The organism is Syntrophus buswellii, assembly GCF_046097065.1.
Taxonomy (GTDB): Bacteria; Desulfobacterota; Syntrophia; order Syntrophales; family Syntrophaceae; genus Syntrophus; species Syntrophus buswellii.
In genome coordinates, this window is record NZ_CP175563.1 from 13,819 (window position 1) to 31,705 (window position 17,887).

A 17,887-nucleotide genomic window follows, 5' to 3' on the forward strand; every position below is an offset into this window, starting at 1 on the left:
ATATCCCCATCGGGGGGGCAATCATGTGCCTGATTGCCTTCGACTGGCAGCCGGAAACGGAGACGCCGTTGATCCTGGTTGCCAACCGGGACGAATATTTTCATCGCGGAACCGCCGCGATGTCCTGCTGGCTCGATCAGCCCGAGATTGTCGCCGGGCGCGATCTTGAAGCCCTGGGGACGTGGCTCGGCGTCAATGCCGGCAGCGGCCGTTTTGCCGCCTTGACGAACATCCGCGCCCCAGCCTATCGCCGGGGCTGTGAAAAGAGCCGCGGCCAACTGGTATCCGGATTTCTGCAGTCTGCGCTTCCGGCCAGCCGATATCTCGATGAGATCTGCCGGGAGCGGCCATCCTACAGCGGGTTCAACCTGCTCGTGTTTGATGGAGAGGAGCTTTACCATCTGAATTCGGAAAAGCAGCCGCGGCCTGTTGAACCTGGACTGCACGGCCTGAGCAACGCCTGCCTGGACACGCCCGGCTGGCCTAAGGTCGAAAGCGCCAGGAGGAAGCTGTGCCGCTGGCTGGAACAGCCTGGATCCATGAAAGATCTGGCGCTTCTGCTCGACTCCAGGGTGCTTGCGGCGCCGGATACGCTTCCGGACACCGGCGTTTCTCCTGCAGAGGAGCACAGCCTATCGGCGGAATTCATTGCCATGGACGGTTACGGAACCCGTTGCAGCACAGCAATGATCTGGGGGCGGGATCACGTGCGGCTTCTGGAAATCACCTATGACTGTGACGGCCGGATCTGTGGACAGTCCGAGTTTCAGATAAATCGGGAAGACCGGTTATCGGATCCCCGGCCCTGGATCTCGACGGATCGATCTCCGGTTTTGAATGTGACGTGAAAAAAAGTTGTTTGGAATGTTTTGTCAGGAAATTTTTGCAGAATAAGGAGGAGAAACATTATGGCACAAGATCCGGGAATGGGAAAAAAGGTGATCGCCACCGTTATGGACGTGAAGGGGGACTGCAATGCGGGCCATGTAAAGGGGGAGACCTTCGAAATCTGTTGTCATAATCCAGCCGGGCTATGCGGATTTTTCTTCCATGATATCTTTCCCAGCCTTTCCACCTTCCAGTTCGGCGGAAACCTTCCCTGGTGGGAAGGCGATGTGATCGAGCTGCAATGCCCGGACAGCTATAATCTCGTCACCCTGAAACTGGAGCGGTTTGACCGGGATTGATCGTTCCTGAACAGGTTCGCGGCCGGAGAAACAGGAGAGAGAACATGAATGGACGGCATCCTCCAAAGTCCGATGAAAATCCGATAGTGAGGGAAGACCTTCGGACCGGTTTGACTGCAGAGGCCATAAAAAACGATATTCTTGAAAATCTGGTTTACGTTCAGGCGCGGATCCCCAAAATAGCCACCCGGAACGACTGGTACATGGCCCTGGCCTATACGGTCCGCGACCGGCTGCTCGAGCGCTGGGGCATGGCCATCGAGTCCCTTCAGCAAAGCAGCCGCGCCGTCTGCTACCTTTCCGCCGAGTTCCTGCCGGGACCTCATCTGGGCAACGCCATTTTGAACCTCGGCATGTACGAACAGACGAAAGAGGCAACGGCCCGACTCGGACTGGATCTGGATGCCCTGATTTCCCATGAAGGGGAGCCGGGACTGGGAAACGGCGAACTCGGCAGACTGGCCGCCTGCTTTCTCGACTCCCTCGCGACCCTGGAAATTCCGACCATCGGATACGGAATCCGTTATGAATTCGGCATTTTTGACCAGGAAATCCACGATGGGTGGCAGCGCGAAGTGACCGACAAGTGGTTGGCGTTCGGCAATCCCTGGGAGATCGTCCGCCCCGAAATTGCGTATTACGTTCCCCTGGGCGGCTACACGGAAACGTATTATGACCGGCTGGGCCGCTTCCGCGTCCGCTGGGTGCCGGAGCGGGTCGTCAAGGGCATCGCCCATGACACCCCCATCCCTGGTTACCATGTGGAAAACGTCGCCCTTCTGCGGCTCTGGAAATCGGAAGCCTGCGAATCCTTCGATTTTCAGGCCTTCAATGAGGGCGATTATTACGGTGCCGTGGAGGACAAGGTGGCCTCCGAGACGATCTCGAAGGTCCTCTACCCAAACGATGAACCGATACCCGGAAAGGAATTGCGACTCTCCCAGCAGTTCTTTTTTGTGTCCTGCTCTCTTCAGGACATGATCCGGGTTCACCGCCTCGGGGGCGGTGTGCCGGCCACCTTCGACCGGAGATACGCGGTGCAGTTGAATGATACGCACCCTGCGATCGCCGTGGCGGAGCTGATGCGCCTCCTGGTGGATAAACAGCGGATCGACTGGGAGCGGGCCTGGGAGATCACGAGAAACACCTTTTCCTACACGAATCACACCCTTCTTCCGGAGGCCCTGGAAAAATGGCCCCTGCCGCTGTTCCGGAAGGTCCTTCCCCGGCATCTGGAGATCATCTTCGAGATCAATCGCCGTTTCCTCGAAGATGTCCGACTGACCTATCCTGGCGACAGCGAACGGTTGAGGCGTCTTTCCCTCATCGAAGAAGCGGATGATCGCTATGTCCGCATGGCCAACCTGGCCGCCGTGGGAAGCCATGCCATCAACGGAGTGGCGGCGCTGCACACGGATCTGCTGAAGGAAACCGTGATGAGGGATTTTTATGAACTCTACCCGGAGAGATTTCTGAACGTGACGAACGGCGTTTCTCCGCGGAGATGGATGCTTCTGTGCAATCCCGGAATGTCCGGCCTTATCACCGATGCGGTGGGGGAAAACTGGGTCTGCAACTCCCAGGATTCCATCGCGGGCCTGGAATCATTCGCCGATGACGGGGCATTTCGCGAAGCCTGGCGCAAGGTGAAGCAGGGCAATAAGATGGAGCTGGCCAGGCACATTTCGGAGCGCACCGGAATCGTCGTGAATCCGGAAAGCCTGTTCGACATCCAGGTGAAGAGGATCCACGAGTACAAGAGGCAGCACCTCAATGCCCTCCACATCATTTCGCTCTATATCCGGCTGAAGAGAACCCCCTCTCTGGATGTCCCGCCCCGCACGGTCATCTTCGGCGGGAAGGCCGCTCCCGGCTACGCCAGGGCCAAGCTGATCATCAAATTCATCAACTCCATCGCCGATGTTGTCAACATCGATCCCGATGTCGCTGATCGGCTGAAAGTCGTCTTCTTTCCCGACTTCAATGTCAAGAACGGCCAGCTCATCTACCCTGCGGCGGACCTTTCGGAACAGATTTCCACGGCAGGAAAGGAAGCGTCGGGCACGGGGAATATGAAATTCTCCCTGAACGGCGCCCTCACCATCGGCACGCTCGATGGAGCCAATGTGGAGATCCGTGAGGCGGTCGGTCCGGAGAACTTCCTGGTCTTCGGCCTGACGGCCAGGGAGGTTACAGACCTGAAAATGCGGGGATACAGGCCCTGGGAGAGCTACGAACAGAATGAGGAGCTCCGGGAAATCATCGACCTGGTCCGTTCCGGTTTCTTTTCCCGGGGAGACCGCGATCTCTTCGAGCCTCTTGTCAACGAGCTCCTCAGCCGCGACGAATACTGCCTCCTTGCAGACTATCCCTCCTATCTCGAAGCTCAGGAGAAGGCTGGCAAGGCATACCTCGTGCAGGGACAGTGGCTTCGCATGTCCATTCTGAATGTAGCCCGGATGGGCGGATTTTCTTCCGACCGCTCCATTCGGGAATATCTGGATCATATCTGGAAGGTCGACTCCCTGAAGGCTTCAGGAAGCAGGGGGAACGGCAGGCCTTGATAACATCACGAAGGCACGGCGCATGACAAGGAGCAGCCATGAAATTGACCGGAACAAAATCGCAGGACAGGAACTCCAAACCCGTTGACAACAAGCCGGAACCCAAAAAGGGCTCCGGCTGGGCGAAGATGCCGCCGCGCAGCACCTGGATATGGTTCGCCCTCATCCTCATTGCGAACTTCCTCTTGATCAAGCTGCTGATGCCTGCGCCGGAACAGCCGTCCATCGTCCCCTATACCCTGTTCAAGGATCAGGTGGGCAAGTATAATGTTCAGGCGATCTTCAGCCGGGGCGAAACGATCACCGGCCGTTTCAAAGTGCCTCTTACGATTCATTCCGCGGAGGAAAAAGGCGAAGCCAAGGCGCCGACGAAGGAAGAGCCCAGGAAGGTGGACCATTTCAAGACCATCCTGCCCGCCTTTGTCGATCAGGGTCTGGAAGCCTATCTGATCGACCATGCGGTCGAAATCAGCGCCAAGCCGCTCCGAGAAGAGCGCAGCACCCTGGCGACGATTCTTTACAGCTTCGGTCCGGGCCTGCTCTTTATCGCCTTCTATATCTGGATCTTCCGACGTATGGCCCAGCAGGGAGGCCTTGGAGGGGGACTCATGGGCATCGGCAAAAGCAAGGCGCGCCGCTATGACCAGGAGGAGGGGCAGAAAATCACCTTCAATGACGTGGCCGGCATTGACGAGGCCGAAAACGAACTGGTCGAGATTGTGGATTTCCTCAAGGACCCGTCAAAGTATACCCGCCTTGGCGGAGCCGCTCCGAAAGGCGTCCTTCTGGTGGGCCCTCCGGGCACGGGAAAGACCCTGCTGGCGAAGGCGGTTGCCGGGGAGGCCGGAGTGCCCTTCTTTTCGATCAGCGCCTCGGAATTTGTTGAGATGATCGTCGGAGTCGGCGCCGCGAGGGTGCGGGACCTCTTTCAGCAGGCCCGCGACCAGGCGCCGTCGATCATCTTCATCGATGAGCTGGATGCCATAGGCCGTGCGCGTGGGCCGGCGGCCATAGGCGGGTCCAGCGAGCAGGAGCAGACCCTGAACCAGATCCTGACCGAGATGGACGGCTTTTCCAGCCGCCAGGGCATTATCGTGCTGGCGGCGACCAACCAGCCGGACGTCCTCGACCGCGCGCTCCTGAGGCCCGGTCGCTTTGACCGGCGTGTGGTGGTGAACCTTCCGGACAAGACCGGCCGCGAGGCGATCCTCAAGGTTCACGTCCGGAATGTCCCTCTCGCCGAAATCGCGGACCTGGTAGAGCTTGCCGCTGCGACACCGGGCTTTTCGGGGGCCGACCTGAAAAACCTGGTCAACGAGGCCGCGCTGCTGGCGGCGAGGCGCGGCCAGAGTGAAGTCCATTACAAGGATTTCATGGACGCCCTGGAGAAGATCGTACTCGGCCCCGAGCGCCCCCTTCTCCTGAGCCGTGCGGACAAGGAGCGCATCGCCTACCATGAGGGAGGGCACGCCATTCTGGGCCTGGTGGTTCCCGGTGCGGACCCTGTGAACCGGGTGACGATCGTACCGCGGGGTCAGGCCCTCGGCGTGACCTACCAGCGGCCGGAAAGCGACCGCTACAATTATCCGGAGGCTTACCTCCGGGCACGGATTATTGGAATGCTGGGCGGACGGGCGGCGGAGGAGATCGTCTATGGAACGAAGACGACCGGCGCCGAAAGTGACATCGAGCAGGCGACCGGGCTGGCCCGCCGGATGGTGACGCGCTGGGGAATGAGCGAACGCCTCGGGCTGGTGCAGCTTGCGCCCCGGGATAACCCCTACCTGAGCGGCATGGACGGATATGGTGGCTCCAGGCCATTCAGCGAGGATACCGCCGAAACCATCGATGCCGAGGTTCGCAGGATCATCGCCGAGAGCCACGAGGAGGCCAAGCGGCTCCTGAGAGCATACCGCTGTCAGCTCGACGCCCTCGCCGAGGCCCTTGTGGCCCGGGAAACCCTCGATGAGAAGGAAATCCTGGCTGCAACAGGCCTGCCTCCAGCACCGCCCCTGGAGACGGGCAAGCTGCCGCTTTCCGATGAGGAGAGTCAGAGCTCCGCGGGCGCCGCCTGAGGAGCTTCGGCAGGCGACCGACGGCCACGAAAGGATGGGGGCAACTGGGGGAACAGCGGTTGCTGACAGGCAGGCGATCATTGCAGGGGTTTCCGTGCCTGGATGGGTCCGCTCCGGCTCGGTCCGGAAGATCACGAAGCACGTGGGGGTGACAAATGAAAAACCTGAGCAGCGTATTCAATCCTGACCGTGTGGCATTGATCGGCGCCAGTGATCAGGAAGGTTCCATTGGAAAAATTCTTCTTTCGAATCTGCTCCTGGCAAAAAATAGAACGATCTTCCCGGTCAACCCGAAGAAGAAGGTGCTGCTGGGCCAAAGATGTTTTGAGAATATATCGAGCATTCCCGAGCCTGTCGATCTGGCCGTGATCGCGACCCCGGCGGAAACGGTTCTCGATCTGGTAGAGGAGTGCGGCAGGGCGGGGGTCGGTGGGCTGGTCATTGTTTCCGCAGGCTTTAAAGAAAGCGGCGAAAAGGGAGCATCTCTGGAACAGCAGCTGAACGAGATCCGGAAAAAGTACGGCATGCGGATCCTCGGGCCGAATTGTCTCGGGTTTGTTCGGCCGAACGCCGGTTTGAACGCCACCTTCATGAAGGCCAATCCTCTGCCGGGAAAGATTGCTTTTATATCCCAGAGCGGCGCCCTGGGCAGCGCCATCCTGGACTGGGCGGCTTCGGAGAGCGTCGGGTTCAGCATGTTCGCGTCGCTCGGTTCCATGAGCGACATCGACTTCGGCGATCTCATCGATTTTCTCGGAGAAGACGAGGCGACGCGGAGCATCCTGATTTACATGGAAGGGGTGGGAAATGCCAGAAAGTTCATGAGCGCCGCTCGGGCGTTTGCCCTGCGAAAGCCCGTGATCGTCCTCAAGCCGGGAAGATATACGGAAAGCGCTGAAGCAGCCCGATCCCACACAGGCGCCATGGCCGGGGATGACGCAATCTATGACGCCGCGTTCAAAAGAGTGGGGGTGGTGCGGGTAAAGGATATTTCCGCTCTCTTCGACGCGGCTGAAATTCTCGCTTCCCAGAGGCTTCCCCTCGGCCGGAAGCTGGCCATCGTCACGGCAGCCGGTGGTCCCGGTGTCATGGCCACGGACGCCCTGATGGATTTCGGAGGAGAGCTTGCAAAGCTTTCCGACGAGAGCCTCGAACGGTTGAATGCCTTCCTGCCGCCCTTCTGGAGCAAGGGGAATCCCCTGGACCTGCTGGGGGATGCGGATACCGGGCGGTTTGACCAGGCGATCCAGGTCTGTCTGAACGATCCCGGGGTAGACGGCATCCTGGTCATCAGCATTCCCATGGATACGGCTCCGCCGGTTGAAGTGGCCCGGGTGATCATTGAAAATGCGAAAAAAGCGTTCAAGCCGATCATTACGACCTGGATGGGGGCGGGAAAGGTGCGTGAGGCGATGGATATGGTCGCCCGGCAGGGTATTCCCAATTATGAAACCCCGGAAGGGGCCGTGAAGGCCTATATCAATCTGTACAACTATGAAAGGAACCTCGAACTTTTGTATGAAACCCCTTCCGAGCTGCCGGTGCGGAGAGTCGTCCAGGAAAACCTGCCGGCTTTCCTCAAGAGAATCCGGGAGGAGAAGGGTTCCTTAAACGAGATTATTTCGAAGGCCGTCGCTGAGGAGAGATACCTTCTCAACGAGAACGAGTCCAAGGAGTTCCTTGCCGCCTATGGCATTCCAACCACGGTTCCTGCACTCGCCGTTTCCGAAGAGGAGGCGGTGGCCGTTGCCCACCGCCTGGGATATCCCGTTGTCATCAAGATCGCCTCGCCGGACATATCGCACAAGAGCGATGTCGGTGGCGTCGAGGTCGGAATCCGCTCCGAGGAGCAGCTCAGGCAGGCCTACGGGGGCATGCTGGCAAAGGTCGGACAACGGGTTCCGGAGGCGGTGATCGAAGGAATCACCGTTCAGAAGATGATAGAGAACATCGATTACGAGCTGATCCTGGGCTCGAAAAAAGATAAGGATTTTGGTGCCGCCATTCTCTTCGGGATGGGTGGGGTGACGGCGGAACTGATCCAGGACTTCTCGGTGGGACTGCCTCCCCTGAACACGACACTGGCAAAGATGCTGATGGAGGAAACGAAAGCCTACAAGCTCGTTCAGGGATGGCGCGGCAAGCCCCCGGCCGATCTCGAAGAGCTTGAGGCGACGCTGATCCTTTTCTCCTACCTGGTCGCAGGTTTTCCCGAAATTGCGGAGATTGACATCAACCCGCTCGCCATATCGGACGGCAAACTGTACGCCCTGGATGCGAGAATCATCCTCGATAAAGCCTATCGGAAATCGGCGGACCTTTATCCGCACCTGGTGATTACCCCTTATCCCACGAGGTTCATCACGACCTTTCTATTGCCTGATGGAACAGAGGTGACCCTTCGGCCGATTCGGCCTGAAGATGAACCTTTGGAGCGGGAGCTCCTCGAGACCCTGTCCGAAGAGTCCCGCCGGACAAGGTTTTTCTCATCTTTTAGGAACGTCACCCGCGAGTGGCTGATCATGTTCTGCAACATTGACTATGATCGGCACATTGCCCTCGTCGCTGAAATTTCGGAGCAGGGGAAACAGAAAATCATCGGTGTCGCAAGACTGATCATCAACCCGGATTTCAGCTCCGGGGAAATCGCCGTGCTCATCCATGATCGGTATCAGCGAAAGGGGATCGGGCAGAAGCTGATGGAGACGGTCCTCAACATCGCCCGGTTAAAGGAGCTGCCTGAGATCTACGGGGAGGTTCTGACGGATAACCGGGAAATGCTCAATCTCAGCAGAAAAAATGGATTTTCCATCAAGCGGCTTCCCGATGGAACGTCGAGCATTCGCTTGAAACTGCAGTAAATGGTCGATCCGCCGCGATGCCGGTCAATCCGGAAAAGACGGCATGAATTCATCCGATCTCCAGCACAGGCAAGGGGGGCATCATCTGGTGCCCCCCTTGCCTGTGGGCCCGAAACCGAAACGGTGGGAAAATTATGCCTTCCGGGTGACCGATTCAATCAGCACATCTTCCAGGGGCCAGTCCTGGAAAGGACCCCGGGAGCCGGTTTTGACTTTGGCCATGGAATCGATCACATCCATCCCCTCCGTCACTTTGCCGAAGACCGCATAACCGAAGTTGTTCTTGCCGGCATAATCCAGGAAGGAATTGTCCACAAAATTGATGAAGAACTGGGACGTGGCTGAATCAATGACCATGGTCCGTGCCATGGCCAGCGTGCCCCGCTCGTTTTTCAAGCCGTTTTCCGCCTCATTCTTGATGGCAGGACCGGTGGGTTTCTGCTGACCGCCCTTGTCGAATCCTCCGCCCTGGGCCATGAATCCGGGGATGATCCGGTGGAAAATGGTTCCGTCGAAAAAACCGTCTTTTACATACTGCAGAAAATTTTCAACGGTGATGGGGGCCTTGTCCTGATAAAGGACCGCCTCAAAAGTTCCCAGGCTGGTTTTGAAGACCACGGTGGGGTTGGAACTTGTATCTTGCATGGTTGCCTCGTCTCCTTGAATGGTTTTGGTCGGCTGTCTGACAATGGCCGATCGATGTTCTGAAATGTTGCGGAAGTATAGAGGGAAACCTTCAGGGTTGTCAAGGAAGGATACGGACAAAAACCGCCGGACTGGCTGAACGTTCCGTCAGCGATTGGCGGGGACTTCTATCCGGACGGGCACCATCCCCGCACGGGAATCGGCCGTACCGATCGAAACGGCCCTGCCCGTGATACCCAACCCTGTAAGCCTCTGCAGAAGGGCTTGCACCTGCCGGGGCGGCAGCTCCGCCGTCAGGATCTCCATTCCTCCGGATGTCCTGCGCTCGATCCGTGAGGCATCAAACTGCCGCAGAAGGCTTATGATTTCCGCCGTCGATGCGCTTTTCCCGCGAAGGCCGCTGTCGGTAACAGCGGAATCCGATGTGTTTTCTCCGTCTCCGGATTTTTTCCGAGCCATGGGGGGAGAGAGGGCTCCGGAGAGCGATGGTCGGGGGGCGGCGAAGACGGGGGGCTCTTCAGCCTTCCGGGAGCCGACGCTTTCAAGGGTTTCCAGCGGCAAGGGCGCCAGGGCCACTGCCCCCTTCCGCGGCTTTGCCGCATCCTCTTCCCCTGAAAGGTGCTTCCCGCTGTCCCGCATCCCCTCCCCATCCGGGCGCGGCGGTGCAGCCTGTTCCAGCCGGAGAGCGGATTGATCCGTCGGCTGTACAAGGCCGGGCTGAGGGGATTTTGCGCTCTTCGCTGCCGAAGGCGGCGTCGTTTCCCGCGGGACGGATGGACCGCCGGCGGGTGCAGGCGGAATGGCCGCCCGGGAATGGTCCTTGCGGGAAGGCCCCTGCGCTCCCATGGAGCGCTCCAGCGCCGGCTTGGGCAGGGCGACGTGGAGGTCCCCATCCCTGTGGAACTGCGGCTCCTGGGTGCGATAGACCTGGAAAGCGAGGACTGAAAGAATGAGGAGCGCCGCGGTGGAAAGGGGAATCTTCAGGTGCAGCGGGGAGAAGAGCCTCCGGAAGAACCCCTTTTCCGGCTGTGCCTCGTCCCGCACCCTGGTCATGATTCTCTGCTTCAGCCAGGGTGGAGGCGTCACCTCCTCCAGGCCGGACAGGATCGTCCCCATCCGCTCCAGATCCGCGATGGCCTTGCAGCACTGCGGGCAGGAGGCAAGGTGATCGCGCACCCTCGCGCTCTCCTCGGGTGAGAGAAGACCTTCCAGGTAGGCGGGCAGGCTGTCTTCGATATCCCGGCAAGTCATGAAAAATCTCCAATTCTGGAACGCATGAGGTCTTTCAGGGAATTTCGTGCCCGGAAAAGCCGCGAGCGGACGGTACCCGGGGGGATCTTGAAAACGTCGGCAATCTCGCCGTAGGACAAGCCCTGAATGTCTCGCAGGACAAGAATTTCCCGGTAGCCGTCATCAAGGAGGCCGATGCATTCCTGCACCCGGGCTTCCAGTTCCTTTTTCTCCAGGCGCTCCTGGACGGAGTCCTCCTGCAGAGGCTCCGCCTGGCAACCGCATCCGTATCCTTCTTTGCCGGAGGACGCCTCCGGGAAAAAATCTTCGGAACGCACCCGGGCCTTTCGCTGCTTCAGCTCGATCAGCCGGTTCTTCGCGCAGTTGACCACGATGCCGTAAAGCCAGGTGGAAAAACGCGCCTCCCTCCGGAACTTCGCAACGGACCGGAAGGCGGCGAGGAAGGCCTCCTGGACGACATCACAGGCCTCCTCGTAATCTCCGATCATCCGGTAGGCAACGTTGAGCATCTTTTTCTGGTGCCTGTCAACCAGAACTCCGAAAGCCTCGACATCCCCTTTCTGGCAAAGAAGCACCGTTTCGAGGTCATCGTCCTCGATGATCGGAGGTTGCTCTTTCAGAGAATTCGAGGCTTCCATGGAGGCTATCGCACCTGTGGGATTGTCCTTAATACCAGTGTAAGCGTTATCCTGGATTCTTTTCCGTTTCCGGCAGCGGGAAAACGCCACTTCTTCATCCGCTCCAGGAGGCAGGAATTTACAGCGGCATCCTTCAGCGCTGCCGGGGAAGCGGTGACCTTACGAACCGTGCCGTCGGGAGAAAGGACCAGGATAAAGGTCTGTTTCACGTGAAACACCTTTCCCGCCAGGCAGGACTCCAGGGTGGAAAGCTGCCCCTTCACGATTCCCGCTGCGTCCTCCTGCGAGAGGCCTCCCGCCACTTCGATCCTGTTCACGGATAGAGAAACGGTGCCGGGCCGGGCTTTCCCGGATCCGTCCTTTTTCTTCTCCGCCTTCCCGTCCGGGGGCATGGCGCTATCCAGGGTGGCCGATTGTTCGCGGACCGGGGCGGCCAGTGGGGCGTAAGACAACATCCTGCCCTTTCCCATGGCGCCTCCCACTGCGTAATCTGAAACACCCTGGGGCAGGGGCAACGGCTGTTGCACGGTGGTGGGTTTGCCTCCCTGCCGAACCTCGCTGTCCACCGCAACGAAGGAGGTATGGGCTGTCAAAAGGTTGTAGGTCAGTCCCAGGTTCGTCACTTCTTCGCTGCGCTCCCGCTTTTCCCGGAGCCGGTTGTAATCGGAAAGGAGCGCAATGCGGTGGCGTGCCCAGAGATAACGAAGGGCCGCATTTTCCGGCAGCGGCGTGACCCCTGCCACTGCGAGGGACTCGGAATAGGGTCCTTTCCCGGAGATTCCCGTCAGCGTCACATGGCCACCGGGTTTCCCACGCCATTTTCCGAAGAGGATCACGGGACGCTCGGCCAGAACATCGGGCAGGGAAACCGGTTCCACATCATAAGCGGAAAAGCCTTCAAAATCCACCTTCACCTGGGTCAGTACCGGCGCAGAAATCATGGCGCGGAAGCGCTCCGCCCTGGACTGCGCTGTTTCCCGCTTGTCGATGATGAAAGGCTCGCCCATGCCGGTCCGCGCCATCCCTTCGATGAGGTGGCGGTTGACGCTCGTCCCGATTCCGAAGGCAAACAGGTTGGCGTTGTCGAGATTGTGCCGGATGAGATCGAAGACCTCTTCCTCAACGGTCACATAGCCGTCGGTGACGACGACCAGGGTCCGCGAGTCCTGTTCGCGCTTTTTGAGGGAGAGGGCGCGCTTCAGGGCCGGCAGTATTTCCGTTCCGCCGCCGCCCCGCTGGCCCTCAAGAAGAGCAATGGCCCGCCGGACATTTTCCGCCGTGGCCGGCAGGGACTCCTCGGACATCAGGGACGAACCCCCGGAGAAGAGCAGGACGTTGAACCGGTCCGAGGGGCGCAGGCCGCCGATCAGGTTGGCTAGTAGCTGCTTGGAGATGTCCAGGGGAAAGCCGTACATCGATCCCGAAACATCGACGATGAAGATGTATTCCCGGCCGGGGATCTGTTCGGGGGCAATCCTTCTGGGCGGCTGCATCATCAGGAGGAAGAAATTCTCCTGTTCGCCCCGGTAGAGGAGCAGGCCGGATTGGACGTTGTCGCCGTCAAGGCGGTAGCGGAGGATGTAATCGCGGTTTCCCCCCGACTTTTCCGACGGATCGAGCAGGACTTGAGCCCGGGCCGGTCCTTGAAACGCTGTGTTCACGGAATGGGAGGGGCTGGAGATGTCCCGGACCGGCAGACCCGTTGCCAGGCTGACCGATATGTCAAAATCGTAGGGAGGGGCTTCGCCGGAATGAAGATAGGGGTTGGCGCTCCACGATTCTGAAGGCGGCGCCGAATCGGCCTGCGTATTGGAATAGCGGGGGCCGACGACGGTGGGATAAACGAATTCGTACACCCGGTTTTCCGGCATGAGCAGTTCCGTGTATTTCAACTCCACCGCGATCTCGTCTCCCGGCAGGATGTTGGCCACATTCATCTGGAACACATTGGGCCGCTGCTGCTCCAGGAGAGAGGCGCTCCGCCCCTCGTTCCGGGCCTGCTCGTAGTCCCGGCGCGCCTCATCGCGCTTCTTGATTCTGGCCTCGATGACCCGCTTGCCGATCGTCATTTTCATGCCGTAGACGGCGGCCCTTGTGGAGGCGGGAAAGACATAGACCGCCTCCAGAGGCTTTTTCCCCTCATTGCGGTAGCGTTGGGTGACCGTTACATCGGCGATCACGCCGGAGATAGTGACCGCTGCGGAGGTGGCTTTCAAGGGAAGCCGATCCAGGGTGGGGCTGTCGCTTTTTACCAGAAAATAGGGGGACAGGGTGCGGTCCTCCGCCGATCTGTCCGGTTGCGACAGGGCGGCATTCCAGGGAAGTATGACGGCCGTCACGATCAGGACGGCCAGCAGTCTGCTCAATCTTTTCATGGCAATCTCCTCTGAGGCGAAAATGTGTTTCCGACTTATGAAAGCTTAGACAAGGAAGGTTCTCGAAAAGTTCCCAAAAAAATGAAACGGGCCCGTCCGTCCTCGGGGCGGGGTTCATCGGGGCACCCTTTGAGCCACGGCCCGCTTCCGGGGAACTGACGGGGATGTGGCAACATAACAGGGGGCTCGATGGGAGCGCTCTGATTGCGGAGGAACCCGGAGCGGTCAGCCTCGATGTGCGGGATGTTTGAACATGCCGTTGAACGTTCCGGCAGGAGTCGGCCCGAGGGCGCGCCAAAGAAATCCTGCCTTCGGTAGAATGCCGGTCCGTCAGGATACAGGGATTTCGGGGAGGGCGGATTCCTGCCGGGCACGGTCCAGTTCATGCCGGACGGCCACCCCGATTTTTTCCAGGATATAAGGTTTCCGGACGAACGTTCCGGCGCCCATTTTCTGCGCGTTACGTACCCGCTCCGTTTCTGAAAAGCCGCTGACGATTACGGCCTTCTGCCCGGGCTCGATCTCGCGGATTCTCCGGAAGGTCTCCATCCCGTCGATTCCCGGATCCATGATCATGTCCAGCACCACAAGATCGGCTTTTTTCCTGTGGATGCGCTCGACGGCCTCTTCTCCGCTGGCGGCGGCCTCAACGTGATAACCGAGCTTGCTCAGCATGCTCATCGCCAGTTCCCTCTGTTCCTGAACATCATCCACAACGAGAATGGATTCTCCCCTGCTTCGGTAGGAATCGGGCGAAATCGCCTGCCTCCGCTGGACGACCTCTTCCCTGGTGACCGGGAAGTAAAGGGCAAAGCTGCTCCCCCTGCCCTCCTCGCTCTGAACGTCGATGTGACCCTGGTGGTCCTTCACGGTACCCCAGACGACGGACAATCCCAGTCCGGTTCCGCTTCTTCCCATCACTTTCTTGGTGTAGAAGGGCTCAAAAATCTTGCCCAGGTCCTCCGTAGAAATCCCGTTGCCGGTATCGGAAACCGTCAAGACGAGATAATCCCCCTCCTTCATCTCCTCGTATCCCTGCAGGGGCTTGTCCAGGTGCCGGTTCTCCGTCCGGATCGTGACCTCTCCCCGCCCCGGGATGGCCTCGGTTGCATTGGAGACCAGGTTCATGACCATTTTCCCCAGGTGAACGGGCGACCCCCTGAGGTTCAAAAGGCTCTCGTCAAGGTCTGCCGCGATCTTCACATCAGGATGGTAAGAGTTCATCTTTTCAAACTCCGGACTTTTGAGATAGTCCAGAATCACTGTGTTCAGATTGACGACTTCCGAAACGGTGACCCCTCTTCTGGCCAGCGTCAAAAGATCCTGGATAATGGCCGCGCCCTTAACGCAGGATTTCATGATGGAATCCGCGTATCTGCTCATAAGGCTCTGCGGAGGCAGCATTTCCAGGAGGAGTTCCGAATAGCCGACCATGACCCCGAGAACGTTGTTGAGATCGTGGGCGACACCCCCGGCCAGCGTTCCCAGGGCTTCCATTTTCTCGGCGCGCTTCAGCCGCTCCTCGAGTCGCTTGCGCTCCGTGATATCCTCGACAGCTACCACCGCTTCCTGGGAAGGCGCGGCAGATGGCAGAAGCGCCGCGCTCAGAATGACATTGCGCAGAGCGCCGTCCTTGCGCCGGTTGATGGTCTGAATGGAGGCGACGCCCTGCGATGAGAGCTGAAGAAACAACTCCCGCTCCGCCTGCCGATACTCCGCCTCATCGCGGTACATCATCCGGGCGTCTTTTCCGATGATTTCGGTTTCGGAATAGCCGAAGCTGTCGCACCAGACCTTGTTGACCCGCTGAAAGACATGATCCTTGATCGTGGCAAGACCGATGGGAGTGGCGTTGAAAATGCCGCGGAGAGCCGCTTCCGCCTGCCGCAGCTCCTCCTGGCGGGTGCGAAGCTCGCGGCGCTTTCCGTAAAGCGACGCTGCGAGCAGGGTGAGCATGACGGCGACCACGGCAAGGCCTGCCAGGGGAACCGCCCGCAGGGCCACGGTCCACATCCATTCGCTGGCGGCAATGTCCATGCCGAAGACCATCTGTACGCCGCCGGTTGCCGGTTTGGGCTGTGGCACGAATGCACTTACCCAGGTTCCCCAGCGGTCCTCATAGGGGCCTCTGACGGCGGCCCGTCCGGTGTCGAAAACGGCGTGAAGCTCTTTCGAGGCTTCGCTGTAGACCTGTCCAGGCGGTGAACAGTCCCTTGAGGTATGGGGTTCCGAATCCACATGAAAAACGATGGAGCCATCCGGCCTGCGGCTTATGAGATACAGGAAACGGCACCTGGGATTGGAGCGGCGGATGTTGGCCAGCTGCGCCTTGATCCGCAGATAATCGGGTGAGGTGAGGTCTGCCGCCGTTCCTTTCAGCGAAGTCATCCGCTGCGGGTTGATGGCCGTGGCGATCATGGCGACCTGCGGAAGCAGGTCGGTGCGGAGTTCCCGGTCGGCTCGAAGCATGGCCAGACACGTGGAAACGATGATCACCGTCAACACGGACAGGGCAAAGAGAAGGCGGAATGCACCATCCGAAAGGTGAAATTGTATTGAGCGGGAAGTGGGCGTATGCTTTGATTCCATTCCATTCATGAGCGGCTTCGTGCCCCCGGCAGTCAGCCTGACTGGGCCTTGTCCGCCTTATTTTGAAAATCGTTGATCCCTTCGTGCGGGAACACTCTTGGACTTGCATAAACTGCTCCATACCCGGGCCATGGAACGGCCTTTCCGGGGAGGTTTACTGGAGGAGATGCTCTAGGGCTGCCCGCCGTTGAGATAAGGCCGGTCGTTGAATAACTCGATGTCCGCCGATCCGTTGCAGAATCGAATGACGGTTCTGGAAGCGGGATCGACGCAGAGGGATCGGAATTCGGCGAGGGGAAGGTTTTTGATCCTGCAGAGAATGGACGCCAGGGTAAAGTTGTGGGCAACGACCAGCGCGTTTCGGGAGTTGGCGAGGATGCCCTCGATGACCTTCCAGACCCGGGTTTGGACATCCAGAAAAGATTCCCCATGGGGCATGCCTACCGAAGCCGGATCAGCAAGCCATTTCCTGAGGAAGTCCCTGTGGTGCGCCATCAGCTCCGGGATCGTGAGGCCTTCAAAATCGCCATGGTTCATTTCCGTCAGATCGGATGACAGGTGAAGGGGGGCCTGGTGAAACTCGTTGATGATTTCGGCCGTTTTCCGGGCGCGGACCAGGGGGCTCGAATAGATTGAAGCAATCGGGAAATCCTTCAGGGAAAGGGCAAGCCGCCGGACTTGATCCAGCCCGGCGGCGCTCAGGTCTACATCGGTTAAGCCCTGGATTCTTCTTTCCTCGTTCCAGGGGGTTATGCCATGTCGAACCAGAATCAGGATCATCTTTTCTCCGCGAATGCGCCTTTTCGCGAAATCAGGGCGTCTTGAGGGTTTTCAGAAATCCAAGGACGGCGGCGTTGAAGCGTTCGGCCTGTTCCACATTGACCAGGTGGGCCGCACCGGGAATGACGTTCAGCTCGGAGAAGAGAATTCGCTCATGCAGATAAACCGCCTCCGAGACGGGAGTCCCCTCGTCCTGCTCCCCGACGATGACGAGGGTCCGGGCGGAAATGCCGGATATCGCCCGGCGGAGGTCCAGGGGGCGGATCGCTTCGCAGCATCCGCAGAACCCTTCGATGGACATGTTCAGGATCATCCCGCGGATCTCGTTCACCTCTTCCGGCAGGCGCTCCTGGCCCGCCCTGGTGAACCAGCGGTCGATCGTGGCATCAGCCACGGCCGCCATTCCATCCTTCCGGACCATCTGGATGCGCTCGTCCCAGACCTCCGGAGACGCCGTGCAGGACGTCGTGTCGGAGAGGATCAGGGAGAGCAGGCGCTCCCCATGGAAGGCCCCCATCATCTGGCCGGTCATGCCCCCCAGGGAAAGTCCGCAGAAATGGACCTTCTCCAACCCCAGAGCATCCAGCAGTCCCACGGCGTCCAGGGCCAGCATTTCCATGGAGTAAGGGCCGGGCGGGGAGGCCGACTGCCCGTGGCCGCGGCTGTCATAACGCAGCAGCCGGTAACCGGCTTCCGCCAACGCAGGCGCCTGAAATTTCCATATCCTGAGGTCTGATGCCAGAGAATTCGAAAACATCACGACCTCCCCCTGTTCGGGGCCTTCAAGCGCGTAATAAAGCTCCGTTCCATTCACCTTTGCCAGCGGCATTTCAACCTCCTGATCTTAACGGTCATGTCTGATGCATTGATATATTGTCACGCAATCCCCCCGCCGCTTCGTCATCTCTCCGCGGGGCAAGGC

12 protein-coding genes are annotated in these 17,887 nt (G+C 59.2%); 5 read left to right on the forward strand and 7 right to left on the reverse strand.

Features of this window, described 5'->3' with window-relative positions; genetic code table 11:
• The first annotated feature begins 23 nt into the window (after nucleotides 1–23).
• From ACJ77P_RS00060 to ACJ77P_RS00080, 5 genes are all read left to right on the forward strand, one after another.
• The gene (locus tag ACJ77P_RS00060) at nucleotides 24–848 is read left to right on the forward strand and encodes an NRDE family protein (RefSeq protein ID WP_408998658.1); all 825 of its coding nucleotides are present in this window, start codon (nucleotides 24–26) and stop codon (nucleotides 846–848) included.
• Nucleotides 849–908: 60 nt separating this feature from the next.
• Nucleotides 909–1,187, forward strand: a complete 279-nt coding sequence (locus ACJ77P_RS00065) for a TIGR04076 family protein (RefSeq protein ID WP_367360881.1) — start codon at nucleotides 909–911, stop codon at nucleotides 1,185–1,187.
• Nucleotides 1,188–1,231: 44 nt separating this feature from the next.
• A complete protein-coding gene (locus ACJ77P_RS00070) occupies nucleotides 1,232–3,751 on the forward strand; it encodes a glycogen/starch/alpha-glucan phosphorylase (RefSeq protein ID WP_408998659.1) in 2,520 nt (839 codons plus the stop codon).
• 38 nt (nucleotides 3,752–3,789) lie between these two features.
• Nucleotides 3,790–5,826, forward strand: a complete 2,037-nt coding sequence (gene ftsH / locus ACJ77P_RS00075; RefSeq protein WP_408998660.1) for an ATP-dependent zinc metalloprotease FtsH — start codon at nucleotides 3,790–3,792, stop codon at nucleotides 5,824–5,826.
• A gap of 155 nt (nucleotides 5,827–5,981) precedes the next feature.
• Nucleotides 5,982–8,687, forward strand: a complete 2,706-nt coding sequence (locus ACJ77P_RS00080) for a GNAT family N-acetyltransferase (protein WP_408998661.1) — start codon at nucleotides 5,982–5,984, stop codon at nucleotides 8,685–8,687.
• A 132-nt stretch (nucleotides 8,688–8,819) separates the two neighbouring features.
• Here ACJ77P_RS00080 and ACJ77P_RS00085 read toward each other — a convergent pair whose 3' ends face one another.
• The 7 genes from ACJ77P_RS00085 to pcaD all read right to left on the reverse strand — a co-directional run bounded on the left by ACJ77P_RS00085 (nucleotide 8,820) and on the right by pcaD (nucleotide 17,794).
• A complete protein-coding gene (locus ACJ77P_RS00085) occupies nucleotides 8,820–9,332 on the reverse strand; it encodes a peptidylprolyl isomerase (protein ID WP_367360877.1) in 513 nt (170 codons plus the stop codon).
• A 147-nt stretch (nucleotides 9,333–9,479) separates the two neighbouring features.
• The gene (locus ACJ77P_RS00090) at nucleotides 9,480–10,583 is read right to left on the reverse strand and encodes a DUF2275 domain-containing protein (protein ID WP_408998662.1); all 1,104 of its coding nucleotides are present in this window, start codon (nucleotides 10,581–10,583) and stop codon (nucleotides 9,480–9,482) included.
• Entirely contained in the window at nucleotides 10,580–11,221 is a 642-nt protein-coding gene (locus tag ACJ77P_RS00095) for an RNA polymerase sigma factor (protein WP_408998663.1), read from the reverse strand. Before ACJ77P_RS00095 ends, ACJ77P_RS00090 begins: the two co-directional genes overlap by 4 nt.
• Before the next feature lie 5 nt (nucleotides 11,222–11,226).
• Nucleotides 11,227–13,596, reverse strand: a complete 2,370-nt coding sequence (locus tag ACJ77P_RS00100; RefSeq protein ID WP_408998664.1) for a VIT domain-containing protein — start codon at nucleotides 13,594–13,596, stop codon at nucleotides 11,227–11,229.
• A 330-nt stretch (nucleotides 13,597–13,926) separates the two neighbouring features.
• Nucleotides 13,927–16,194, reverse strand: a complete 2,268-nt coding sequence (locus tag ACJ77P_RS00105; protein WP_408998665.1) for an ATP-binding protein — start codon at nucleotides 16,192–16,194, stop codon at nucleotides 13,927–13,929.
• Nucleotides 16,195–16,356: 162 nt separating this feature from the next.
• Nucleotides 16,357–16,965: a histidine phosphatase family protein gene (locus tag ACJ77P_RS00110; protein ID WP_408998666.1), complete on the reverse strand. Its 609-nt coding sequence runs from the start codon at nucleotides 16,963–16,965 to the stop codon at nucleotides 16,357–16,359.
• A gap of 31 nt (nucleotides 16,966–16,996) precedes the next feature.
• Nucleotides 16,997–17,794, reverse strand: coding sequence for a 3-oxoadipate enol-lactonase (pcaD, locus tag ACJ77P_RS00115; RefSeq protein WP_408998667.1), 798 nt, complete (start codon nucleotides 17,792–17,794; stop codon nucleotides 16,997–16,999).
• Nucleotides 17,795–17,887: the final 93 nt, after the last annotated feature.

Coding starts and splice junctions, on each gene's coding strand:
- ACJ77P_RS00090 (WP_408998662.1), bottom strand. CDS start 10,583: ATGACTTGCCGGGATATCGAAGACAGCCTGCCCGCCTACCTGGAAGGT.
- ACJ77P_RS00070 (WP_408998659.1), top strand. CDS start 1,232: ATGAATGGACGGCATCCTCCAAAGTCCGATGAAAATCCGATAGTGAGG.
- ftsH (WP_408998660.1), top strand. CDS start 3,790: ATGAAATTGACCGGAACAAAATCGCAGGACAGGAACTCCAAACCCGTT.
- pcaD (WP_408998667.1), bottom strand. CDS start 17,794: ATGCCGCTGGCAAAGGTGAATGGAACGGAGCTTTATTACGCGCTTGAA.
- ACJ77P_RS00065 (WP_367360881.1), top strand. CDS start 909: ATGGCACAAGATCCGGGAATGGGAAAAAAGGTGATCGCCACCGTTATG.
- ACJ77P_RS00080 (WP_408998661.1), top strand. CDS start 5,982: ATGAAAAACCTGAGCAGCGTATTCAATCCTGACCGTGTGGCATTGATC.
- ACJ77P_RS00060 (WP_408998658.1), top strand. CDS start 24: ATGTGCCTGATTGCCTTCGACTGGCAGCCGGAAACGGAGACGCCGTTG.
- ACJ77P_RS00085 (WP_367360877.1), bottom strand. CDS start 9,332: ATGCAAGATACAAGTTCCAACCCCACCGTGGTCTTCAAAACCAGCCTG.
- ACJ77P_RS00105 (WP_408998665.1), bottom strand. CDS start 16,194: ATGAATGGAATGGAATCAAAGCATACGCCCACTTCCCGCTCAATACAA.
- ACJ77P_RS00095 (WP_408998663.1), bottom strand. CDS start 11,221: ATGGAAGCCTCGAATTCTCTGAAAGAGCAACCTCCGATCATCGAGGAC.
- ACJ77P_RS00100 (WP_408998664.1), bottom strand. CDS start 13,596: ATGAAAAGATTGAGCAGACTGCTGGCCGTCCTGATCGTGACGGCCGTC.
- ACJ77P_RS00110 (WP_408998666.1), bottom strand. CDS start 16,965: ATGATCCTGATTCTGGTTCGACATGGCATAACCCCCTGGAACGAGGAA.